Here is a 21598-nt window from a genome sequence, read left to right on the forward strand (position 1 = left end):
GTGGTGCTGATGACAGGGGCTACGCTTCAACAGCCCTCATCCTGAGCTTGTCGAAGGGCGAGGGCGCTGGGCTCCTAACTCAGCAAGCCCACCACTCACGCCAGCGTCACACCGGCCTCTTTCATCTTCGCAGTCATCGCGGAAAGTGAGCCGCCGAGGTCGATGGCGCGGCAGGCATCCATGATGACGGTGGCCTCAAAACCCTGACGGCGCGCGTCGATGGCCGAATAGGCTACGCAGAAATCCGTGGCGAGGCCGGCAAGCGTCACCCTGGTGATGCCACGTTCGCGCAGATAACCCGAAAGGCCGGTCGGCGTTTCGTGGTCGTTTTCGAAGAAGGCGGAATAACTGTCGATCGCGCTGCGAAAACCCTTGCGGATGACAAGCTCCGCCTTGTCCCACGCCAGCCCTTCGTGAAACGCGGCGCCCTTCGTGCCTTGCACACAGTGATCGGGCCAAAGCGTCTGCGTGCCATAGGGCATTTCGATCGTCTCGAACGGGGCCTTGCCCTGATGCGAGGAGGCGAAGCTCGAATGGCCTTCCGGGTGCCAGTCCTGGGTCAGCACCACATGGTCGAAGCGCTCGATCAGCCCGTTGATGACCGGAACCACCGCGTCGCCATCTTCAACGGCAAGCGCTCCTCCGGGGCAGAAATCATTCTGCACATCGATCACGATCAGCGCCTCGTCGGCCATGCCTTGTCTCCCTCTCGCATGAAGTCGTCGCGAAGGTGGACCGAATGTTCCCCTTTGACAAGCGTGCTGAGGAGCGTATCATTCGTGTACAAACAAATTTGAGCCCCGCTGGCATTGCATCGGCAGGGGCCTGGGAACAACATCGCAAATGGCAGGCAGGCGCAGCATGGACTATGCCAGACCGACCGAACTGGAGGAAGCGCTCGGGCTCTTATGCACGAAGCGCTGGACCATACTTGCCGGAGGCACGGATTTCTATCCGGCACTCGGTGCGGGCCCGCTGAAAAGCGATGTGCTCGACATAAACGGATTATCGGCATTGAGCGGTATTGAAGAGACCGAGACGCATTTCGTGATCGGGGCGCGGACGAGCTGGAGTGCGGTGATCGCTGCGGGGCTGCCGCCTGCCTTCGATATGCTCAAACAGGCAGCCGGGGAGGTTGGCTCGGTGCAGATCCAGAACACGGGGACGGTGGCCGGAAACCTGTGCAACGCTTCACCGGCGGCTGACGGCGTTCCGCCGCTTCTGGCTCTGGATGCGGAGGTGGAATTGCGTTCGGTAAGGGGTGGGCGACACCTGCCGCTCGCGAACTTCATTCTGGGCAATCGCAAGACCGCGCGAGCGGATGATGAACTTCTCACCGCTGTCCGAGTGCCCAAGGCCGCAACGCGCGGTGCCTCTGGCTTCGTCAAGCTGGGCGCGCGGCGCTATCTGGTCATTTCCATCGCCATGGCCGCTGCCCGGGTTGTGCCTGACGGAGGGCGGGTCGTGAAAGCGGCCATCAGTGTCGGTTCATGCTCCGCCGTGGCGCAGCGCCTTTCGGGGCTGGAATCGCGGCTGGAAGGTGTCGAACGATCTGAGATGCGCCAGACCGTGATGGAATACGCGTTTCCGGAGCTTTCCCCCATCGACGATGTGCGAGGCACCGCCGCCTATCGGAGCGAGGCGGCGCGGGAGATCGTGATCCGTGCGCTTGAGCAGGCATGGCAGGGTGCAGGGCACAGCGAGGTGGCGGCATGAGCGGGAAAAGCCTGTCCGTATCACTGGAAGTCAATGGCAAGTCGATCGTGACCGAGGTCTCTCCGTTACAGCGGCTTTCTTCCGTATTGCGCGATGAGTTGGGGCTGACTGGCACCAAAGTCGGCTGTGACGCCGGCGATTGCGGGGCCTGTTCGGTGATGGTGGATGGCGCGGTGGTCTGCGCCTGCCTCGTGCCGGCCGCCGGCCTTTCGGGCAAAAAAGTGCGCACGGTGGAGGGGCTTTCAAATGGCAGCCTCTCGGCACTTCAGGAATCCTTTCTACGCCACGGGGCGGCCCAGTGCGGGATTTGCACACCGGGTGTTCTGGTGAGCGCGGCAGCACTTCTGGAGCAGAACCCGACACCGTCTGAGACTGAGGTTCAGGACGCCCTGGGTGGTGTTCTGTGCCGCTGCACCGGTTACCGCAAGATCATCGAGGCGGTGATGAATGCCAACCGCTCCGTGGGTGTCGACGCCAGTATGGTCGAGCAGGGTCATGCGGTTGGCGCCTCGCCGATCAGGCTCGATGGCGAGCGCAAGGTGAAGGGAACGGAGATTTTCGGCGCGGATGAGCGACCTGCCGATGCGCTGTCGGTCGCGGTTGTGCGGTCGCCGCATTGGCATGCCGATTTCGAGATCGGTGACACGGAGGCGTTCATTGCGGCACATCCGGGCATTGTCGCGGTTTTCACGGCAGCCGACATTCCAGGCGAAAACCGGTTTGGCGTCATCCCGCCTTTCGCCGATCAGCCGGCGCTGGCCGAGGGCCGGGCGCGGTTTCGCGGCGAGGCGGTGGCGCTGATTGCGGGCGAGCGCGATGCAATCGAGGCACTCGATATGGATGCCTTTCCGATCCGCTGGCAGGAACTGCCCCATGCGCTGACGCCTGATGAGGCCCAGCGGGAAGGCTTTGCGGATCTGCATGAGGGGCGGGCGGGCAATGAGCTGACGCGAGGGTTCGTGGAATGCGGCGACCCGGAAGGCGCGCTTTCCAAAGCATTTGTCTCGGTCTCCGGTGAGGTCGAGACCTCCTATGTGGAACATGCCTATATCGAGCCGGAAGCGGGCTATGCGATGATGGATGGCGACATGCTGGTCATCAAGGCCTGCACGCAGGCGCCCTATATGGATCGCGACGACACGGCGAAGGTGCTCGGCCTGCCGCCGGAGAAGGTGCGCATCGTGCCGCTGGCGACGGGCGGCGGCTTTGGTTCCAAGCTTGACGTCTCCCTGCAGCCGCTGGTGGGGCTGGTGGCGCTCAAGACCGGGAGACCGGCGGCGATTGTCTATACGCGGGGCGATTCCATGCGCTCCACCACCAAACGGCATCCGGCAACGATGCGCGCTTCCATTGCCGCCGATGAGGCGGGGCGCGTCACTGGCATGGTGTTTGAGGGGGATTTCAACACCGGGGCCTATGCAAGCTGGGGGCCGACGGTGGCGAACCGCGTTCCGGTTCACGCCTCCGGTCCCTATCGCACACCGAATTATCGCGCCACGGGGCGGGCTATTCACACCAATGGTCCGATTTCGGGTGCGTTTCGCGGGTTCGGTGTGCCGCAGGCGACGATCATGCAGGAAACGCTCTATGACCGGCTGGCGGAAAAACTGGGACGCGACCGGCTGGAATTCCGCATCGAGAATGCGCTTTCCGATGGGGACAGGACCACTTGTGGGCAAGTGCTTTCCGGCGTCGGCATCCGTGAGTGTCTCGAGGCGCTGAAGCCGCACTGGACGCGGGCGCAGGCTGAGGCAGATGAGGCCAATGCACGAGAGGGCAGGGTGCGGCGGGGCATCGGTGTCGCGTCCTGCTGGTATGGCTGCGGCAACACCGCGCTGCCGAACCCTTCGACCATTCGTGTGGGGATCACGGCTTCCGGTGCGGTGATGCTGCATCAGGGCGCGGTGGATATCGGCCAGGGATCGAACACGGTGGTGACGCAGATCTGCGCTGATGCGAGCGGCCTGCCGCTCTCGGCGTTTCAGCTTGTGGGCGGTGATACGGGTGTCACGCCGGATGCCGGGAAGACATCGGCCTCGCGCCAGACCTATGTGACGGGCAAGGCTGCCGAAAAGGCGGGGCGCGCTCTGCGCGAAAAGATCCTGCGCTTTGCCAATGTATCGGATGGAGCGAAGATTGCGCTGGAGGATGGCGCGCTGGTGATCAGCGAGGGGACGGAGCGTCGGCGTGTGGTGCTTTCCGATATTGAGTCCGATGCGCATGGTTATGTGTTTTCGGCGGAGGAAACATATGATCCACCCACAACCGCACTCGACGAGAAGGGGCAGGGTGTTCCCTATGCGGTCTACGGTTATGGCGCGCAGCTGGTGGAGCTCGAAGTTGACACCACGCTCGGCACGGTGCGGCTTCTGAAAATCACGGCGGCGCATGATGTGGGCCGTGCGATCAATCCACTTCTCGTGGAAGGGCAGATCGAGGGTGGCATCGCCCAGGGCATTGGCCTTGCGCTGATGGAGGAATATGTGCCGGGGCGCACGGAAAACCTGCATGATTATCTGATCCCCACCATTGGCGATGTGCCGCCGGTCGAGACCATTTTGGTGGAAGTGCCGGACCCGGAAGGACCTTTTGGCGCCAAGGGGCTGGGCGAGCATGTGCTGATCCCCACCGCGCCGGCGATCCTCAATGCAATCCGCCATGCGGTGGGCATCGAAGTTGCAAAAGTGCCGGCAACGCCGAGCCGCATTCTGGCGGCGATCCGGGCACGGGAGAACGGGTGATGAACGAGCTCACCGAGCGTTTTGAGGTCACGCCGCCGAAGAAGCCTTCGGACGAAAAGCTGCGCTGTGATGCCTGCCCGGTGATGTGCTATATCGCCGAGGGGCGCACGGGTGCCTGCGACCGCTATGGCAATTTCGGCGGGCGCATTACCCGATGTGATCCGGTGACGATCCTTGAACATGCCGCCGAGGAGGGGGATGCTGTTGTCCCCTTTGAAGGCGAAGCGCCATGGGATGGCGAACTGGTCAACACGAAGCGCCGCTTCGTGAGCGCGGTGGGCGCCGGCACCACCTATCCGGATTACAAGCCCGCCCCTTTCATCGTTTCGCAGGAGGTGGAGGGTGTCGATCTCGTCACGGTGGTGACGGAGGGCATCTTCTCCTATTGCGGCGTGAAGGTGAAGATCGATACGGACCGGCATCTGGGGCCCGAAGCGGCCACGGTGCGGGCGAATGGTGAAGCGGTCGGCCATGTCACCACCGCCGAATACGGCAGCCAGATGCTCTCGCTCGGCGGCGTGCATCACCTGACCGGCGGATCGAAGGCGGAGGGTCGCGTCACGTGCCAGGCGATGCTCGATCTGTGCAACAAGAAGCCGGTGGAACTGACCATTGACGGGGGCGCGAGCGTTGTCGTGCAGGCCGGACAGCCGCCGGTGATCGACGGAACGCGTGAAGAGCGCATGCGGGTGGGCTGCGGCTCGGCCACCATCGGCATGTTCGCCACCCAGTGGAAGGGCCTCGTGGACGAGGTTGTCGTGGTCGATGACCACATTACCGGTGTCGTCTCCGAGCATCAGGCGGGAAAGGTGATCGGCTGGGAGGATACAGGCATCAAGATCATCGGCCGCCGTTCCACGCCGGGGCGTTATTTCAAGGTGTCGGAGCCGGGGCTCGGATGGGGCGGGACGACCATTGACGACCCGCTCGATATTCTTGGTCCCTTCAACGAGAAGAAGGGCGCGCGGCCAGGCCTCTCCCTGCTTATGGTTTCCACCACGGGCGAGCAGTTTGCCTATTACGAGCTTGATGAGGCGCTTCAGCCGGTCAAGAAGCCCTTTCCGGAGCGGTTGCGCAAATCGGTCGATCTGATCGAGCAGAACTGCGAGCCGGCGCTGTGCACCGTGCTTTTCATGGGTGGAGCAGGTGGCAGCCTGCGCGCCGGCGTGACGGAGAACCCGGTCAATCTGACGCGCTCCGTTCAGGGGCTCAAGACCTATGTCACGGTTGGCGGAGCGCCAGTCTATGTGTGGCCGGGTGGCGGCATCACCATCATGGTGGATGTGATGCGCACGCCGGAAAACGCCTTTGGCTATGTGCCGACTCCCGCGCTGGTCGCACCGATCGAATTCACGCTCAGGCGTGAGGATTACGTGCGGCTCGGTGGCTATGCGGATGAAATCCGCAGCGTCGAGGACGTGCTGGAAAAGGGTGGCGAATATTTCAACCCGCGTGAGGCGCGGGGGGCTGTGGTTTCCAATCCCTGGCCGCCGCTCCAGCAATTGCGCCGGGAACCGAAGCGATGAGTGGTGCGACCGCCAGTTGGCTTGCCGATGGCAGACGCCTGCATCTGAACCATGGGCCCATCGATCTGATCGTCGAGGTTTTTGGGCAAGAGCAGGAGCGGCTTTCGGCCTATCGGCAGGCCGTGGCGCGGTTTGAGACGATCCTTGATGAACTGGTGACTGAATTGCCGGCCCTGCGCAGTCCGGCTGGTGCGAGGCTCCGCCGCTTTTGCGGCTCCACCGCGCAGCGTATGGAAAGGGCGGTGCATGCGCATGTGCCCGCTTTCGTTACGCCGATGGCCGCTGTGGCCGGCAGTGTCGCCGATGAAGTTCTGGCGGCACTTTTGAAGGGCCGGGCGCTGGCGCGGGCTTACGTGAACAATGGCGGTGATGTTGCGCTTTACCTCGCGGAGGGCGAGACGCTGGACATTGCCATCGCAGGCACGGGGAATGGCATGGCGGATCGCATCGCAGTGAGCGCCAGCGACCCGGTTCGTGGCATTGCGACCAGTGGCTGGCGCGGCAGGAGCCATTCGCTCGGGATTGCGGATGCCGTGACGGTGCTTGCCCCTTCGGCGGCGGCGGCGGACGTGGCGGCGACGCTGATCGCCAATGACATCGATCTGCCGGGGCATCCAGCCGTGAAGCGTGTCCCTGCAAACGAGATTGACCCGGACAGTGATTTGCGCAATCGCCAGGTGACGCAGACGGTGGGGCTGCTTTCCCCTGCCGATGTTGCGCTTGCCCTCGACAGGGGACTTGCCACCGCGTCGGCCATGCGTGAGCGTGGCCTTATTGAGGCGGCTGCCCTGTTTTTAGAGAGAGAAACCCGGGAATGCGGCTCAATCGCGCTGGAAATTCCGACGCATTCGACCGCTTCTGCTCATTCTGTTGTACAAAAAGGTTCCATCCATGCCTGAATTCACCTTGCGCAAGATTGCGCTTGTCACCGAAGAAATCTTCCATGAGGGCGGTCCTGCTCCGGCTGGGCCTCGCCGCCGGGCGGCGGCTCTCGCGCTGGTCAAAAACCCTTTTGCGGGCGGATATGTAGAAGAGCTTGAAAGCGCAATGGAGGATTTGAAACCTCTCGGTCTTGATATGACGGATCGGCTGATTGCGGCGCTTGGGGGAGATATTTTCGTGATCGACGGTTTCGGCAAGGGCGCGATCGTCGGCACTGACGGAGAGCTGGAGCACGGTGCGCTTTGGCACGTGCCGGGCGGCTATGCGATGCGTGAGCGGCTTGGCGATTCAAAGGCGATTGTCCCCTCTTCGAAGAAAGTGGGGGCCTTCGGTGCGCGCATCGACATTCCGCTCGGGCACATCAATGCTGCCTATGTGCGCAGCCATTTCGATGCGATGGAAGTGGGGTTGGCAGACGGCCCTCGTCCTGATGAAATCCTGTTTGTACTTGCCATGGCGTGTGGTCCGCGTATCCATGCACGCATGGGCGGCTTGAAAGCGGAAGACGTGAAAGGTGAGGACGGCCTCAGATGAGTGGAGAGCAGAGCAAGCTCAGGGTTCTGGCCGGTGGAAAATCCGCCGATGCTTATGATCTGAGCGAGCAGGTCGGCTTTATCCTGCGCAAGGCCAACCAGCGCCATCTGTCGATCTTCGCTTCCCGCATCAGCGATCTTACGCCGCCGCAGTTTGCGGCTCTGGCCAAGCTTTACGAGGTGGGAGCGACCTCCCAGAATCAGCTTGGCCAGCTGGTGGCGATGGACGCCGCCACCATCAAGGGCGTGATCGACCGGCTCAAGGCGCGTGATCTTGTGGTGCTCGAGCCACACGGACGCGACCGGCGACGGCTGGTGGTGAGCCTGAGCGATGACGGGAAAGCGCTCATTGAAGCGCTGCTTCCCGATGCGCTGGACGTAAGCGAAGAAACGCTCGCGCCGCTCACCCCGCGCGAGACCGCAACCTTTTTGCGGCTTCTGACAAAGCTCGCTGAGGGATGAGCGTTATCGCTGGCTAACGGCCGGCCCAGGGCGCAGAATGGTCAACAGGGCGCCGTAGGGCGCAAGCATGGCAAGGCCAATCAGGATCTTCACTGCAAAATCGCCAAGCGCCAGCGATAGCCAGAGCGGCGCTTCAAGGCCTGTGCCAAACAGCGACACCGGGAAGGCGAGAGAACCGTCTTCCAGGCCGAAAGCGGTGTCGAGAAACGCAAACCGCGCTGCAAATGCGAGTGAGAAGAACAACACCGTATCCAGCATGGAGCCGATCAAGGTGGAGATCAGCGGCGCGCGCCACCAGGCCGTGCCGCGAAGCCGGTTGAACACGGAAACATCAATGAATTGCGCGAAGAGAAAAGCCGCGCCTGAGGCTATCGCGATGCGCGGACTGGCAAGCCAGATCGAAAGAACCACCGCAAGCAGAAAACCGGACAGAACCACGCGTCGGGCGGCAGCGGGGCCGAAGCGGCGGTTCGTCAGATCGTTGATCAGAAACGCCACCGGATAGGTGAACGCGCCCCAGGTGAGCAAATCACCGAGGCCGAAATGCTGAAACGGATATTGAACGAGAAAATTCGAGGCGGTGACTATGAACGCCATGGCGGCCATGAAGGGCCAGATCGCATAGAGACGATGCATTTTTTTATCCTGGGTGATGGAACCAGAAAGCCCGCCAAAAGCGCCAAATCATAGGAGCACAAGCCCATTCATGAACTGCGCGGTCTTGGCGGACCGGTGATTTTCTTTGCCGGGCCGCAGCCACGCTGCGGCGATGGCCTCAGGCTGCTGCCTGCTCAGCGATCTTCTTCTCGACCTGCTTCTTGAGCAGGCGAGCGCGCTGGGACAGCTCGTTGGCCTTTGCCTTAACGAGAAACGCGTCGAGACCGCCGCGGTGCTCCACCGTGCGCAGGGCATTGGCGGAAACGCGCAGGCGCACGTTCTGGCCAAGAGCCTCGGACTGAAGCGTCACATGGCACAGATTGGGCAGAAAGCGACGACGCGTCTTGTTGTTCGCGTGGCTCACATTGTTGCCGGTCATTACGGCTTTGCCGGTCAGTTCGCAGGCGCGGGACATTTTTCAAACCTTCATCGTCTTGGCCCGTCCATACCCAACTGCCGCACCTGAAACTGGCGGCGCGCGGTCGGTTGTTGGCGGCCTTATGGAAAAAGTTGCCGTTCCATAGAGATATTTGGCGTGTGGGTCAAGCACCCTGCGCCGCGGTAGAGGCAATCTCCATGGCCCTTTTCCAAAGATTTGCCGTATTATTCTTCTTAAGGCAAGGGGAGGGACGCGCCGGTTTGCCGGCATGCTGGAGGGCACGGCTCGTGATGCGGCCTGTCGTTGTTCGAATTTTTCTCGCGACCTTTTTCCTGGGCGCGGCTGGAAATGCCGGAGCCGAAGGCGGAGAAACACACCGCTTTCGATACAGCGCATCGCTGTTTGGAATTCCCATCGGCAAGGCTGATTTCACAAGCCGGCTCGAAGAAGATCGTTTCGAGGTTTCGGGGCGTTTTGCCAGCGCGGGCGTGGCCCGCCTTTTCGACAGAACCGATGGGCGCGTGACGTCGAAAGGTCAGCTTTCAAATCAATCCGTGGTGCCTTCTTCCTACGAGCTCGCCTATACGAGCGGAAAGAAGCGGGAGACCACGTCAATCCACTATGAAAAGGGGCAGGTTGTAAAGACGGTGATAACGCCGAAGCCCAAGAAGCGCGGAAAGGATTGGGTCGCCGTTTCGAAAGACGATCTCACGGATGCACTCGATCCGCTGGCCGCATTGCTCTCGCCCGTGCAGGGCGCGTCCGGTGTCTGCAACCGCCGCTTCAAGGTTTTCGATGGTGAAATGCGTGCCGACATCGTCTTTTCACCTGCGGCCAAGGGGGAGCGAATCGGGCGTGATCTGATCACCTGCAAGGCGCGTTTCATTCCGATCTCCGGCTACCGCAAGGGGCGCTCCACAATTGCTTTCCTGCGCGACAAGGCTCGTATATTGGTTGCGTTCAAACCGCTTGGCACACGTGGTCATCACACGCCCGTGCTGGCGCAGATCGGAACCAAGATTGGAACCGTCCATATTCAAGGCCGGCCAGTCGACTAGAAGAGTCCTCAGGGAGAGACAATTGGCACGTGCCACGTTGATCGGGTTCACGGCGGTCGTCATGTGGGCGTTACTGGCGCTTTTTACGGCTGGTACAGGGAAGGTTCCTCCCTTCCTCCTTTCAGCCTTGGCCTTTTCGGTGGCCACGCTGATTGGGCTTGTGATGAGGATCGCCGTGCCACCGGCGGAGCCTGCTGCTCGTGTGCCACCGGTGGTCTGGCTCATCGGTATTGCGGGGCTTTTCGGCTATCACTTCTTTTACTTCACTGCATTGCGTAACGCGCCAGCGGTGGAGGCGAGCCTCATCGCCTATCTCTGGCCACTGCTGATCGTTCTGGGCTCGGCGTTGATGCCGGGGGAGCGGCTTGGCTGGCACCATATTGCGGGGGCGCTTCTGGGGCTTGCTGGCACGGCGCTCATCATCACCAAGGGCGGCGGGTTCAGCTTTGAAAGCCGCTATGCGCTCGGCTATGCGGCGGCGGGAGCCTGTGCTCTTTTCTGGTCCGGCTATTCGCTTCTGTCACGCCGGTTTGACGCCGTGCCAACCAGCATTGTCACGTGGTTCTGCGGGGCAACGGCTGTGCTTTCAGCGCTCTGCCATCTCGGACTGGAGGAGACGGTCTGGCCGGCTTCAACCGGGGAATGGCTGAATGTGCTCGGCCTCGGCCTTTTGCCGGTGGGGGCGGCCTTCTACGCCTGGGATTATGGGGTCAAACGCGGCAACATTCAGGTGTTGGGAGCGGCAAGCTATGCCGCGCCGCTTCTTTCGACGTTGATCCTGATTGCTGCCGGCGCTGCAGAGCCAACTGCAAACATCATTGCCGCCTGTCTTCTGATCACCTTTGGTGCTGTGCTTGCTGCGAAGAACATGATTTTGAAGCCACGCCGGCGGGAAGCCGGTGCAGCATCGTAATATCAGGAAATATCCTTGCGTTTCCTGATCTCGGCAAAGACGGCTTCGTCGCTTGCGTCTTCCATACCGAGATTGCGTCGGATGACCGGATCGTGCCAGCGTAGAAACGGGTTTGTCGCCATTTCCTTGCCCATCGTGGTGGGCAATGTGGGTTTGCCTTCACTGCGAAGACGCGAGATTTCCTTTGCACGCTCTTTGAGCGCAGAATTGGTTGGATCCACCGTCAAGGCGAAGCGGGCATTGGCTTCCGTGTATTCATGACCACAATAGACGACCGTCTCCAATGGAAGAGCGGCGAGCTTCTTGAGTGAGGCGAGCATCACGGGCGGCTTGCACTCGAAAAGGCGGCCGCAACCGAGCGCAAACAATGTGTCGGCAGTGAACACGATGCCAGCGTCGGAGAAATGGTAACTCACATGGCCCGCCGTGTGTCCGGGGGTTTCGATCACCGTCGCGTTTTGTTTGCCCACAGTAACCGTGTCACCTTCACTGACGGTGCGGTCTATGCCGGGTATGCGGTCGGCTTCTGCGGCGGGGCCCGTGATGGACAAGCCAAAACGCTCCTTGAGCGCCAAATTCGCCTCCACGTGATCCGGGTGATGATGCGTGGTGAGGATCATTGTGGGGCGCCAGCCGGTGCGTTCCACGGCCGCAAGAATAGCGCCTTCCTCCGGTGCATCTATCAGGGCTGTTTCGCCCGTTTCTGTGTCATGGGCCAAAATGCCGAAATTATCGCTTCGGCACATGAACTGCTCGATTTTCAGGGCCATGGGTCTCTCCGTTGATGGCCGGACGATAGGGCGAGGGCGGCGGCTTGTCACGCCGGGTGCGACAATTCTTGCCGGTGTCGTGGAAGGGCGGTACCGTCACGGCCATGATCTCGGACATCGTCGCACTTCGCGCTTTCTATTCTTCCCTCCTTGGCCGTCTGGCGGAGCGCTCGCTGGCTTTGGCCCTGTCGTCCATCTGGTCCAAAAGCGCCAGTGAACGACTGGTGGGTCTTGGCTACACCTTGCCATGGCTCGACCGCTTCGGCGCTGATGCGGAACGCGCATTTGCGTTCATGCCGGCCATGCAGGGGGCAGTGCCATGGCCGGCGGGGCAACCCTCAACCACGGCACTGGTCTTTGAGGAGGAGCTTCCACTGCCCGATTCTTCAGTGGACAGGGTGCTCATGGTGCATGCGCTGGAACACACCGAAAATCCACAGCAGGCACTTCTGGAGGTCTGGCGCGTTCTGGCGCCGGGCGGGCGGCTCGTGATCGCCGTGCCCAATCGCCGCGGCATGTGGGCGCGGTTCGAGAATACCCCTTTCGGCACCGGCCGCCCTTATTCGAGAACCCAGCTGGCAGAAGCGCTCCGCGACGCGAACTTTACGGCGACGGCGTGGGGCGATGCGCTCCATTTTCCCCCTTCTGAACGGCGCTTTGTTTTGCGATTTCACCAGTTGCTGGAACAGGCTGGACGGCGGTTCTGGCCGATTTTCGCCGGCGTTCTGGTGGTGGAGGCTGAAAAGCGGCTTTATCAGGGGCTGCCGGTGACGGCCCGCGCATCACGTCGCGTTTTTGTGCCCGTTCTGTCACCACAGGGTGCCACGCGCGTTGGTGCCGTCCGGCGCAATCGGGAAAGGGAGTGTTGATCGATGGCGAGGGATACGCGAATCACCGAATTGTTTGGGATCGAGCTGCCCATTCTTCTCGCGCCGATGGCAGGGTCAGCTGGCTCAGAGCTCGCCATTGCGGTGAGCGCGGCTGGCGGACTTGGCTCTTTGCCCTGCGCCATGCTGACGCCGGAGAAGATCCGCGCTGAAATGGGGGTTATCCGGCAGCGCACGGACAGGCCAGTCAATCTGAACTTCTTCTGCCATGTGCCACCGACGCCCGATGCAGAACGGGAAGCGGCGTGGCGCGAGCGATTGAGACCATATTATTCCGAGTTCGGCATCGATCCGGATGCGGCACCCGCTGGTGCGGGTAGAAACCCGTTCAACGAGGAAAGCTGCGCCATTGTGGAGGAATTCCGCCCGGAGGTGGTAAGTTTTCATTTCGGTTTGCCGGACACCGGCCTGGTGGAGCGTGTGCGGGCAGCAGGTGCAAAGATCATAGCGTCGGCCACGACCGTCGCGGAAGCACGCTTTCTGGAAGAAAACGGCTGCGATGCCATCATCGCGCAAGGCGCGGAAGCCGGAGGCCACAGAGGTGTTTTTCTCGAGCCGGACATCGCCACGCAGCCGGGAACGCTGGCGCTGGTGCCACAGGTGGTGGATGCGGTCTCCGTTCCTGTGATTGCGGCAGGCGGAATCTCCGATGGCCGGGCGGTGGCCGCTTGCTTCATGCTCGGTGCGTCGGGCGTGCAGGTGGGCACGGCGTATCTACAGTCGCCGGAGGCGCTGACCAGCCCGGGACATCGGGATGCGCTGGCGCTGGCACGGGACGATCGCACGGTGCTCACCAATGTGTTTACCGGGCGCCCAGCCCGAGGGTTGCTGAACCGCTATGTCACCGAAGTAGGCCCAATGAGCAAGGAGGCTCCGGCCTTTCCTTTGGCGACGGCTGCTGTAGGGCCATTGCGCGCGGCTGCCGAGAAGGCGGGTGTGAGTGATTTTTCGCCGCTCTGGGCGGGGCAGGCAGCGGCTCTTTCCGCTCCAATGCCGGCTGGCGAGCTGACCGTCAAACTGGCCCGTGATGCGGAGAAACTCCTTCGAGGACAGCCTTTACCTCTGGGGTAATTGGATACCTTCGGAAGGCACTCCAATGTGCTCTCAACAGTTTCTGAGAGAGGGGTGCCGTCCATGCAAGCTTATGCCATCGGTCATCTTCGCAATGTCGTATTGGGCCCGGCCATCATCGAGTATCTGGAGCGTATCGATGAAACGCTGGAGCCGTTTGGCGGGCAATTCATCATCCATGGCGCTCGACCGGACGTGAAGGAAGGGAATTGGGAGGGCGATCTGATCGTGATCGCCTTCCCTAGTCGTCAAAACGCCGACGACTGGTATGCGTCTTCAGCCTATCAGGTCATCAAGCGCTTACGCAGTGATCACGCGGATGGCGACATCCTGCTGATTGATGGGGTCGATCCCGGCCATAAGGCGAGCGATATTCTGATCGCAGTCCAAGAAGCGTGAAGTCCGCCGGGCCTGGGTTGGCTCAGAACCTCATCTTGAAACCGCCAGAGAGCGTGATTGCACGGAACCCCAGGCCCCCACTATTTCGGATTGCTTCGACCGGTGCGCCCGAAGCGATTTCCGAAATCCGCACATCGCCTATTCTATCAAAGTGTTGATCAAAGCTTCCAGCGAGAAACAGGCTCGCATTCCCGTTGATGCTGTGTTCTACGCGTCCAGATAAAGACACAAATGGCAGGGTGCCAAAATCACCGTTGAATCGAAGGTCGCGCGACCAGTGGTGGTCCTCGTCCTCGACCTTGAAATTCAGACCGCCACGTGCCTGGAGGGAAAAGGTCCAGCCTTTGTGCCTGGAAGTGGCTTCTGCTCCAATAAACACTCCGGGAAACTTCTGTTGGTAAGAGATGCCGCGTTCACCGTCGCGGAAGTCGCCCTGTTCGTCACGGAAACCTTCTTCGCTGTAGACAAACGATCCACCGAAAGTGGTCCATTTGACATCCGTATATTTGAAGCCGCCATGCAGATTAAGAGTGACTGAATCCCGGATCTCGAAATCCCGCCCGAGTGCGATATCACCGGTGAAATAATGGTCCAGATCCGTATCAGGGTGAACGGAGCGATCGCTCCAGTCGTTGAAGGCATAGCTTGGCGACGCATCGAGCCAATCGTAATCCTCCATTCGGCTGTTCCCGGATAACCCTACTGTCGCATTGGCCGCCAATGTCCATGGGCCTGCAAGGCGCGCACGTAAGCCCCCGGTCAGCACAGGCGCTTCACTCTCCCAGAAAAGCGCGCTGATGCGATTTCCGACAGAATCGTAGACGATCTCTTCAGCCTCGAGGAACGTGTAGCCTACGCCTCCGATGAAGGTGATTGCACGGTCCTGCGAGGTCACCTCTAGCCTGTCGGGGATTGCTAGATCGGCCGCAGGTGCCGATGTCGGCAGAACGGAAATTAAAAAAGCTGTAGAAATGAAAAACTTGTGCATCGGTTGCTATCCATTGTCGAAATCAAGAGCTGCTGAAAAAGCTCAATCAAATCACTGTCTTAAATTTTTTAGTGTATTATTATAGTATGCAATAATAAGTTGTATTTCGAGTAGTCGCTCCTTCTCGACCCGCTGTTTTTATCGCGCGTCTGGCAACCTATAGGACGAAAGGAGCGGTGTGCGTTTACTAGCGCTGACCGATCTGTTCAAGCTCATAAGGCGTCGACTGATAAACCTGATTAATCCAGTTGCCGAAGAGCAGGTGCGCGTGTGAGCGCCAGCGGTTGAGCGGCGGACGGCTCGGATCGTCGTCCGGGTAATACCCATGCGGGACGGCTATCTCGGTTCCTGTTGCAACATCGCGGTCATATTCCTCCTTGAGCGAGGTGGAATCGTATTCGATGTGATTGAACATATAGAGCCGATTGCCGGTTTCTTCTGTCAGGAGGCACGGGCCGGTGACGTCCGATTCCATGAGCACCTGAAGGCCGCGATCAGCAGGGATGTCTGAAGAGCGGACTTCGGTCCACCGTGAAACGGGAATTGCAAAATCATCGGAGAAACCGGCGAGGAAAGGTGAGGCGGGCGCGTTGTTGCGGTGCCGGAAGACGCCAAAAGCCTTCTTCTCCAGTGTGTATTTGGGAATGCGATGGAAATGCCAGGCAGCCGCCATGGCTCCCCAGCAAATAAAAAATGAAGAGTGGACGTTGGTTAGAGTCCAATCCAAAATCTCCTCGAGCTCCCTCCAGTAGGTAACTTCTTCGAAGGGCAAAAGCTCGATGGGCGCACCGGTAATGATGAAGCCGTCGAACTTGCGGTCACGCACTTCCTCCCACGTCTGGTAGAAGGAAATGAGGTGTTCTTCCGGTGTGTTCTTTGCGCGATGGTTGCCGATGCGCACGAGGGTCAATTCCACCTGCAGAGGTGAGGCGCCAATCAGGCGGGCGAACTGGGTTTCGGTCCGGATTTTGTTGGGCATAAGATTGAGGAGACCGATCTGCAGAGGGCGGACGTCCTGCCGCAGCGCTGTCTGCTCGTCCATCACGGACACACCTTCACGCACGAGAACGTCGCGGGCGGGAAGCTGGTCGGGTATCTTGATCGGCATCGTTTTGCTCCAACAAAAAAGACCGGCGGCGAAATCGCGACCGGTCTCAGCAAATTCTGCTTCGCACGGCCTTTTAGCGAATTGTTTTACGTGGCTGCAAGCCGACCGGCCAAATCACCACGAAGAGAGGCCTTTATTTAGGATGGTGTTTTCTTTGCGTCAATCGCCGTCATGGTCTAAAGCAACGGACGGATTTTCTCCGAAGGGTTGAGGATCCGTTCAACCGTTTTTCAAAACAGGACCATTCAATGAGCACGTCCGTCCGTCCCGAACCGAAGCCCGGTGTCATGGATATCGCCGCTTATGTGCCCGGCCGCGAGAGCGCGCCAGGTGCGACGAAGGTGTGGAAGCTCTCCTCGAACGAATCTCCGCTCGGGCCTTCGCCTGCGGCTGTCGAGGCGATTTCCAAAGCGATGGGGCATCTGGAGCTTTATCCGGACGGATCGGCAGCAAAGCTGCGTAATGCCATTGCGGAGACGCATGGCCTGAACCCGGCCAACATTCTTTGCTCCAACGGGTCCGATGAGCTTCTTGGCCTGCTGGCGCAGACCTATATCAAGCCCGGCGATGAGGCGATTTTCACCGAGCACGGTTTCCTTGTCTACCGTATCCAGACGCTTGCCGCCGGTGGCAAGCCGGTGGTGGTGAAGGAAGACAAAGAGCGTGCGGACGTGGATGCCATTCTGGCGGCGGTGACGGACAAGACGCGCATTGTGTTTCTTGCCAATCCCAACAACCCCACCGGCACCTATCTGCCGGTGGATGAGGTGCGCCGTCTGCAGGCAGGCCTGCCGAAGAATGTGCTGCTCGTGCTGGATGCGGCCTATGCCGAATATGTGCGCCGCAATGATTACGAGTCCGGCATTGAGCTGGTTTCGTCGAGTGAGAATGTCGTGATGACGCGCACATTCTCGAAAATTCACGGCATGGCGGCGCTCCGCATTGGCTGGATGTATGCGCCGGCTCATGTGGTGGATGCGGTGAACAGGGTGCGCGGCCCCTTCAATGTCAATGCGTTGGCCATTGAGGCGGGTGCAGCCGCAATCCGCGACAAGGCGCATGTGGAACGGGCTGTTGCGCACAACGAAACCTGGAGTGCATGGCTCGTGGAGGAGCTCGGCAAGCTTGGTCTGCGCGTTACGCCCAGCGTCGGTAATTTTCTGCTGATCCATTTCCCCGAGAATGGCGGCAAGTCGGCTGCCGATGCCGACGCTTTCCTCGGGTCTCGCGGTTATATACTGCGCAGGGTGGTGCCCTATGGGTTTCCCAATGCATTGCGCCTGACCGTCGGCCCGGAAGAGGCCAATCGCGGCGTTGTTGCCGCGCTCAAGGATTTCATGGAAAGCTGAGTTGTGCCTGACCCACTTTTTGAAAAGATCGCGCTGGTCGGCATCGGCCTGATCGGTTCCTCGCTGGCGAGAGCGATCAGGCATGGCGGTCTTGCATCAACCGTCGCCATTTCAAGCCGGAGCGAAAAGACCCTCTCCAGAGCGCGCGAACTGGAATTGGGTAATGTCTACGAGCAGGATCCTGCCGAAGCAGTGCGAGATGCCGATCTGGTGATCGTCTCGGTTCCCGTGGGTGCTTCCGGTGAGGTTGCCCAAGCCATCGCACCCGGGTTGAAACCGGGGGCGATTGTCACGGATGTGGGCTCAACCAAGGCGTCTGTGATTGCGCAGATGCAGCCGCACCTGCCTGACAACGTCCATTTCATCCCCGGGCATCCGATTGCGGGCACGGAGGATTCCGGTCCAGATGCCGGTTTCGCAGACCTCTTTGAAGGGCGTTGGTGCATTCTCACGCCGCTTCCCGACACCAATCCCGACGCGCTTTCGCTGCTGACGGTTTTTTGGGAACGGTGTGGCGCCATGGTCGACAGCATGGACCCGCAGCATCACGACATGGTGCTTGCCATCGTCTCGCATCTGCCGCACATCATCGCCTACAACATCGTTGGCACAGCGGACGATCTGGAAGCGGTGACCAAGTCGGAAGTCATCAAATACTCGGCATCCGGTTTTCGTGATTTTACGCGGCTTGCAGCCTCCGATCCGACGATGTGGCGGGATGTGTGCCTGCATAACAGCGATGCCATTCTGGAGATGCTCGCACGCTTCTCCGAAGACCTCTCCGCGCTTCAGCGTGCGATCCGCTGGGGCGACGGCGACAAACTCTTCGAGATGTTTACACGGACCCGTGCGATACGGCGCTCCATCATCGAAGCGGGCCAGGATATCGACGTGCCGGACTTCGGCCGGCACGCATTGGCCCATCCCGAAAAGCCATAAGCGCTACTGGACGGGCGGGATCGATCCGAGCGGCAGAAAGCCGACGAAAACGCGGCCCTGGCGAATGTTTACCGGCAGGGTCGGTGCCGTGCCCAGATTGGCGAGCCCTGCCGTAATTCCAGCGATCTCGTCGCGCATTTCCGGCAGCATCGTGCCAACGAGTTGCGCGATCCTCTGAGGTTCGCTGACCGTCACACGCAGTTCGGCATTGAGCAGCCCATTCTCTGCAACGCGGACGGGCCCCTTCAGGATCAGGCCGGCTTCTCCACCCGCGATCTTCAGGCTAAGGTTTTCAATTGTTCCCGAACGCCCACGCAATCCGGGCGCATTCAAGCGAGCCAGGGACACGCCATCGTCGACAGTCAGAAGCAATTCGCCAGCGAGAGCCGGCATCGCGCTGCCATTTGTGAACTCTGGATCGATTGTTAGAGCCTGGGCAATGACGGCAATGTCGAGATCGCGCCCGTTTTGCCTCGTGTGGGCCTGAAGCGATTCTGCGCGCGCGATGGGCTGGCGGCTCTCGTCATCGAGTGTCAGGACAACATTTCTTGCCTCGCTGGAAATGCGTTCAGGCAGGCTTGTCGTCAGGCGCGCGCTGACGCGCATGTTTTCCCAGGCGGCCTCAATGGCCGGGAGATAGGGTGTCGCAATGCGGGCAGGTCCATCAAGCTCGCCGACCGTGCGCATTGGCTGATAGACCTGTGCTGCCGAGCGGAACGCGCCGGTGCTGATGGAAATGCCGTTTTTGCCATCCTCGTAGAACACGCTTCGGCAGAAAAGGCCAATGCGGAACGGATAGCCACGCGCTGTGGGCTCTTCGCAGTTTGCGCGCTGATGGCCGACGTTCAAATTCTCGATGGCCGTTATGGTGCGGCGTTCCAGTGTGTCGGCGGCGTAGAACCAGACACCGGTATAAGCCAGGATCGCCAGAATGATGAAAAGCGCAAACAGTATGAAGCGGCGACTGAAGCTGCGTCCCGCGCGTTTTCTTGACGGCATGTGGTCCTCCGGTTAACCCGTTCGCCTCTAGTCATGGCGAGACGGCAGCACCCTTTCAAGCATTGGGCAGGCGATATGGACGATTTTTGGGTCTTTGGCTACGGATCGCTGATGTGGCGCCCGGGTTTTGCGCATGTAGAAACCTGCAAGGCGAGGCTATACGGCTATCGCCGTGCTCTGTGCATTTATTCCCATGTTCATCGTGGCACTCCAGATCGCCCGGGGCTCGTGTTGGGCCTCGATCGTGGCGGTTCCTGCCTCGGACTAGCCTTTCGGGTTCCCAGGGAGCTGGAAAGTGAGGTGGTCGGTTATCTTCGGGAACGGGAACTTGTCACCAACGTCTATCTGGAGCGCCGGGTTGGTATCCGCTTGGCCGGCGGAGCGTCAGTGACTGCACTTACCTATGTGGTCGATCGCAGCCATGGCCAGTATGCGGGCAGTCTCGACATCGACCATGCGGCGCGGCAGGTTCACGCATCTGTCGGGCAATCGGGACCCAATGTGGAGTATGTCCGCAACACCGTCGAGCATCTAAAGGCACTCGACATTCGCGATCACTGGCTCGAAGCCGTAGCGGCGCGTCTCGACACGGTGGCCGGAGCAGTCTAGCTGGTCTGGCTTGTGCTTGATGGCTTCACAACACCGAGCTCTTTCAAACGCCGGCGAGCGGTTTCGGGTAGAGGCGGCGGATTGGGAGAAGTTGCGGCCTCCACCAGCATCTCGTCGCAGGCGGTTTCGGTTTCCCTGACCAGACGTTCCTGAAACACATCACGTGGAAGGCCTGGCTCTATCGGTGGCAGAAAACGAGCGCGGATGAGCCCTGGATGGCGCAGGAATTTGCGCCGGGGCCAGAAAAGTCCCGCAGCATGTGCGACCGGCACCACGGGGACACCGAGCTGGGCGTAGAGTTCAACAATACCGTATTTGTAGGCTGGCTCGGCCCCCGGCGGACGGCGGGTGCCTTCCGGATAGATGATGAGCTGACGGTTGTCTTTCATCAGTTCGTGAGCTGACTTAACAGCCTGCTTCAGCGCTTTGGTGCGGCTGCCGCGATTGATCGGGATCATGCGCATCTTCGCCACGTACCAGCCGAAAAACGGGATCCAGACCAGCTCCCGCTTCAAAATATAGAGTGCGTCAGGAATGTTTGGCAGGAAGGCAATCGTATCCCAGAACGACTGGTGTTTTGGAGCGATGATGCAGGGACCGTCAGGCAGGTTTTCAAGGCCAGTGATTTCGGATCGCGCACCCGTAATGACCCGCTGCAACCACAGGCTGGAAGCGGCCCAGAATTTTGGCACGAACCAGGCTTTCTTGCGTGGCAAGAGGAAAAACAGGGGAGTCCAGAACAACATCTGAACAATCAGGTTCAGATAGAAAACGAGGTTGAAAACGGCAGAACGGATAAAGAGCATGACGGTGGCCCGTTGGGTGTCTTGCGAGGCTCTTACATCAACAGGACGGTGAGGCAAAGCGCTGAGGAAGTCAGTCGTGATGCACAGTCGCTTTCGTAAGCTTCGCATGAGTGCTCACGCCAGTGTTGCGAGGCAGCGGAATAACCTCGCGAACAAGAGCTCCCACATATTTGGTATACTCGGTCGCAAGAACGCGAAGCGCGTCGGGCTTGGCGAGCCAAGCGCCGTTGTCGAGCGGGGTGTTGACGACGGGGTAGGGATAGACCTTCGAATCCGGCAGCAGCCGCTGCATCTCCAGGAGGCTGCGCGGCATGTGATAGTTGTTCGTTACGAGGATGATGCTGCTATACGCGTTGGCCTGAACCCATTTGGCACTTTCCTCGGCGTTGCCGATCGTATCGAGTGCCGCATGGTCGATGTCGACGCAACAATCGAAAAGTTCCGCTTCGCTGCCGGTCGCAATGCGCAGATCATCCGCTCGTGCCACGGGGTTCACCCCACTGATCAACAGTCTTTTTCCCTTGCCGGCTTTGAGCAGGCTTACCGCTGCATCTATTCGGGACTGTCCGCCGGTCAGAACGATGATGCCATCAGCATCGTCGATATCGCGCGGGGCCGAAAGGTGCCCAATATGATCGGCGAATAACCCGAAGCCGGCAATGAAGGCAGAGGTTGCAACAAGGCAAACCAAGAGAGCAAGCCGGACCACACGGCGCATGCCAAACCGGCTGCCGCGTGGCGGAGGC

At 60.3% G+C, this 21598-nt stretch carries 23 protein-coding genes and 1 riboswitch; of the genes, 14 read left to right on the forward strand and 9 right to left on the reverse strand.

Annotation, left to right across the window (positions count from 1 at the left end; translation table 11 throughout):
- Window positions 1–95: 95 nt before the first annotated feature.
- Complete coding sequence (gene pncA, locus AC2CHD_RS19830) at window positions 96–695, reverse strand: bifunctional nicotinamidase/pyrazinamidase (protein ID WP_484555029.1); 600 nt, start codon at window positions 693–695, stop codon at window positions 96–98.
- Between the two features lie 166 nt (window positions 696–861).
- Here pncA and AC2CHD_RS19835 point away from each other — a divergent pair, with 166 nt between their 5' ends.
- The 6 genes from AC2CHD_RS19835 to AC2CHD_RS19860 are packed head-to-tail and all read left to right on the forward strand — an operon-like array spanning window position 862 to window position 7920.
- On the forward strand, window positions 862–1716 hold the full coding sequence (locus AC2CHD_RS19835; RefSeq protein WP_484555030.1) for an FAD binding domain-containing protein: 855 nt from the start codon (window positions 862–864) through the stop codon (window positions 1714–1716).
- Entirely contained in the window at window positions 1713–4457 is a 2745-nt protein-coding gene (locus AC2CHD_RS19840; protein WP_484555031.1) for a molybdopterin-dependent oxidoreductase, read from the forward strand. The genes AC2CHD_RS19835 and AC2CHD_RS19840 overlap by 4 nt, the downstream gene beginning before the upstream one ends.
- Entirely contained in the window at window positions 4457–5983 is a 1527-nt protein-coding gene (locus AC2CHD_RS19845) for a 6-hydroxynicotinate reductase (RefSeq protein WP_322340450.1), read from the forward strand. The genes AC2CHD_RS19840 and AC2CHD_RS19845 overlap by 1 nt, the downstream gene beginning before the upstream one ends.
- On the forward strand, window positions 5980–6882 hold the full coding sequence (locus tag AC2CHD_RS19850; RefSeq protein ID WP_484555032.1) for a UPF0280 family protein: 903 nt from the start codon (window positions 5980–5982) through the stop codon (window positions 6880–6882). Before AC2CHD_RS19845 ends, AC2CHD_RS19850 begins: the two co-directional genes overlap by 4 nt.
- Complete coding sequence (locus AC2CHD_RS19855) at window positions 6875–7459, forward strand: amino acid synthesis family protein (protein ID WP_484555033.1); 585 nt, start codon at window positions 6875–6877, stop codon at window positions 7457–7459. Before AC2CHD_RS19850 ends, AC2CHD_RS19855 begins: the two co-directional genes overlap by 8 nt.
- The gene (locus AC2CHD_RS19860; RefSeq protein WP_229449935.1) at window positions 7456–7920 is read left to right on the forward strand and encodes a MarR family winged helix-turn-helix transcriptional regulator; all 465 of its coding nucleotides are present in this window, start codon (window positions 7456–7458) and stop codon (window positions 7918–7920) included. The genes AC2CHD_RS19855 and AC2CHD_RS19860 overlap by 4 nt, the downstream gene beginning before the upstream one ends.
- Window positions 7921–7923: 3 nt before the next feature.
- Here the strand turns inward: AC2CHD_RS19860 and AC2CHD_RS19865 are convergent, their stop codons facing one another.
- Both AC2CHD_RS19865 and rpmB read right to left on the reverse strand, forming a co-directional pair.
- On the reverse strand, window positions 7924–8556 hold the full coding sequence (locus AC2CHD_RS19865) for a queuosine precursor transporter (RefSeq protein WP_484555034.1): 633 nt from the start codon (window positions 8554–8556) through the stop codon (window positions 7924–7926).
- A 139-nt stretch (window positions 8557–8695) separates the two neighbouring features.
- Window positions 8696–8992, reverse strand: a complete 297-nt coding sequence (rpmB, locus tag AC2CHD_RS19870) for a 50S ribosomal protein L28 (RefSeq protein WP_007010112.1) — start codon at window positions 8990–8992, stop codon at window positions 8696–8698.
- A gap of 254 nt (window positions 8993–9246) precedes the next feature.
- Between rpmB and AC2CHD_RS19875 the strand changes: the two genes are divergently transcribed.
- Window positions 9247–10014, forward strand: coding sequence for a DUF3108 domain-containing protein (locus AC2CHD_RS19875; protein ID WP_229450100.1), 768 nt, complete (start codon window positions 9247–9249; stop codon window positions 10012–10014).
- A gap of 22 nt (window positions 10015–10036) precedes the next feature.
- Complete coding sequence (yddG, locus tag AC2CHD_RS19880) at window positions 10037–10927, forward strand: aromatic amino acid exporter YddG (RefSeq protein WP_229449937.1); 891 nt, start codon at window positions 10037–10039, stop codon at window positions 10925–10927.
- A gap of 2 nt (window positions 10928–10929) precedes the next feature.
- On the opposite strand, the gene gloB is transcribed toward yddG, so the two are convergent.
- A complete protein-coding gene (gloB, locus tag AC2CHD_RS19885; RefSeq protein WP_229449938.1) occupies window positions 10930–11697 on the reverse strand; it encodes a hydroxyacylglutathione hydrolase in 768 nt (255 codons plus the stop codon).
- Between the two features lie 104 nt (window positions 11698–11801).
- On the opposite strand from gloB, the gene AC2CHD_RS19890 reads away from it, so the two are divergent.
- The 3 genes from AC2CHD_RS19890 (at window position 11802) to AC2CHD_RS19900 (ending at window position 14054) form a co-directional block, all read left to right on the forward strand.
- Window positions 11802–12566 carry a class I SAM-dependent methyltransferase gene (locus AC2CHD_RS19890; RefSeq protein WP_484555091.1) on the forward strand — a complete coding sequence of 255 codons (765 nt, stop codon included), beginning with the start codon at window positions 11802–11804 and terminating at the stop codon, window positions 12564–12566.
- 3 nt (window positions 12567–12569) lie between these two features.
- Window positions 12570–13655: an NAD(P)H-dependent flavin oxidoreductase gene (locus AC2CHD_RS19895; protein ID WP_484555035.1), complete on the forward strand. Its 1086-nt coding sequence runs from the start codon at window positions 12570–12572 to the stop codon at window positions 13653–13655.
- Between the two features lie 63 nt (window positions 13656–13718).
- Entirely contained in the window at window positions 13719–14054 is a 336-nt protein-coding gene (locus tag AC2CHD_RS19900; protein WP_484555036.1) for a DUF1330 domain-containing protein, read from the forward strand.
- A gap of 22 nt (window positions 14055–14076) precedes the next feature.
- Here AC2CHD_RS19900 and AC2CHD_RS19905 read toward each other — a convergent pair whose 3' ends face one another.
- Window positions 14077–15042, reverse strand: a complete 966-nt coding sequence (locus tag AC2CHD_RS19905; protein ID WP_484555037.1) for an omptin family outer membrane protease — start codon at window positions 15040–15042, stop codon at window positions 14077–14079.
- A 187-nt stretch (window positions 15043–15229) separates the two neighbouring features.
- Window positions 15230–16150 (reverse strand): homoserine O-acetyltransferase MetA, encoded by a 921-nt coding sequence (gene metA, locus AC2CHD_RS19910; RefSeq protein WP_484555038.1) that lies wholly within the window; start codon window positions 16148–16150, stop codon window positions 15230–15232.
- Between the two features lie 53 nt (window positions 16151–16203).
- Window positions 16204–16281: riboswitch (SAM riboswitch) on the reverse strand.
- A 117-nt stretch (window positions 16282–16398) separates the two neighbouring features.
- On the opposite strand from metA, the gene hisC reads away from it, so the two are divergent.
- Together hisC and AC2CHD_RS19920 are read left to right on the forward strand one after the other, a co-directional pair.
- Window positions 16399–17499: a histidinol-phosphate transaminase gene (gene hisC / locus AC2CHD_RS19915; protein WP_229449943.1), complete on the forward strand. Its 1101-nt coding sequence runs from the start codon at window positions 16399–16401 to the stop codon at window positions 17497–17499.
- A 3-nt stretch (window positions 17500–17502) separates the two neighbouring features.
- Entirely contained in the window at window positions 17503–18438 is a 936-nt protein-coding gene (locus AC2CHD_RS19920; RefSeq protein WP_484555039.1) for a prephenate/arogenate dehydrogenase family protein, read from the forward strand.
- 3 nt (window positions 18439–18441) lie between these two features.
- Here AC2CHD_RS19920 and AC2CHD_RS19925 read toward each other — a convergent pair whose 3' ends face one another.
- Window positions 18442–19437, reverse strand: coding sequence for a DUF2125 domain-containing protein (locus AC2CHD_RS19925; protein WP_484555040.1), 996 nt, complete (start codon window positions 19435–19437; stop codon window positions 18442–18444).
- A gap of 75 nt (window positions 19438–19512) precedes the next feature.
- On the opposite strand from AC2CHD_RS19925, the gene AC2CHD_RS19930 reads away from it, so the two are divergent.
- Window positions 19513–20046: a gamma-glutamylcyclotransferase gene (locus AC2CHD_RS19930; RefSeq protein WP_229449946.1), complete on the forward strand. Its 534-nt coding sequence runs from the start codon at window positions 19513–19515 to the stop codon at window positions 20044–20046.
- Here AC2CHD_RS19930 and AC2CHD_RS19935 read toward each other — a convergent pair.
- Together AC2CHD_RS19935 and AC2CHD_RS19940 are read right to left on the reverse strand one after the other, a co-directional pair.
- Window positions 20043–20852 carry a lysophospholipid acyltransferase family protein gene (locus tag AC2CHD_RS19935; protein ID WP_484555041.1) on the reverse strand — a complete coding sequence of 270 codons (810 nt, stop codon included), beginning with the start codon at window positions 20850–20852 and terminating at the stop codon, window positions 20043–20045. The two genes, AC2CHD_RS19930 and AC2CHD_RS19935, sit on opposite strands and share 4 nt — an antisense overlap.
- A gap of 70 nt (window positions 20853–20922) precedes the next feature.
- Window positions 20923–21570, reverse strand: coding sequence for a YdcF family protein (locus tag AC2CHD_RS19940; protein ID WP_229450102.1), 648 nt, complete (start codon window positions 21568–21570; stop codon window positions 20923–20925).
- Window positions 21571–21598 lie beyond the last annotated feature (28 nt).

It is taken from the genome of Nitratireductor sp. ATLC21, assembly GCF_057196525.1.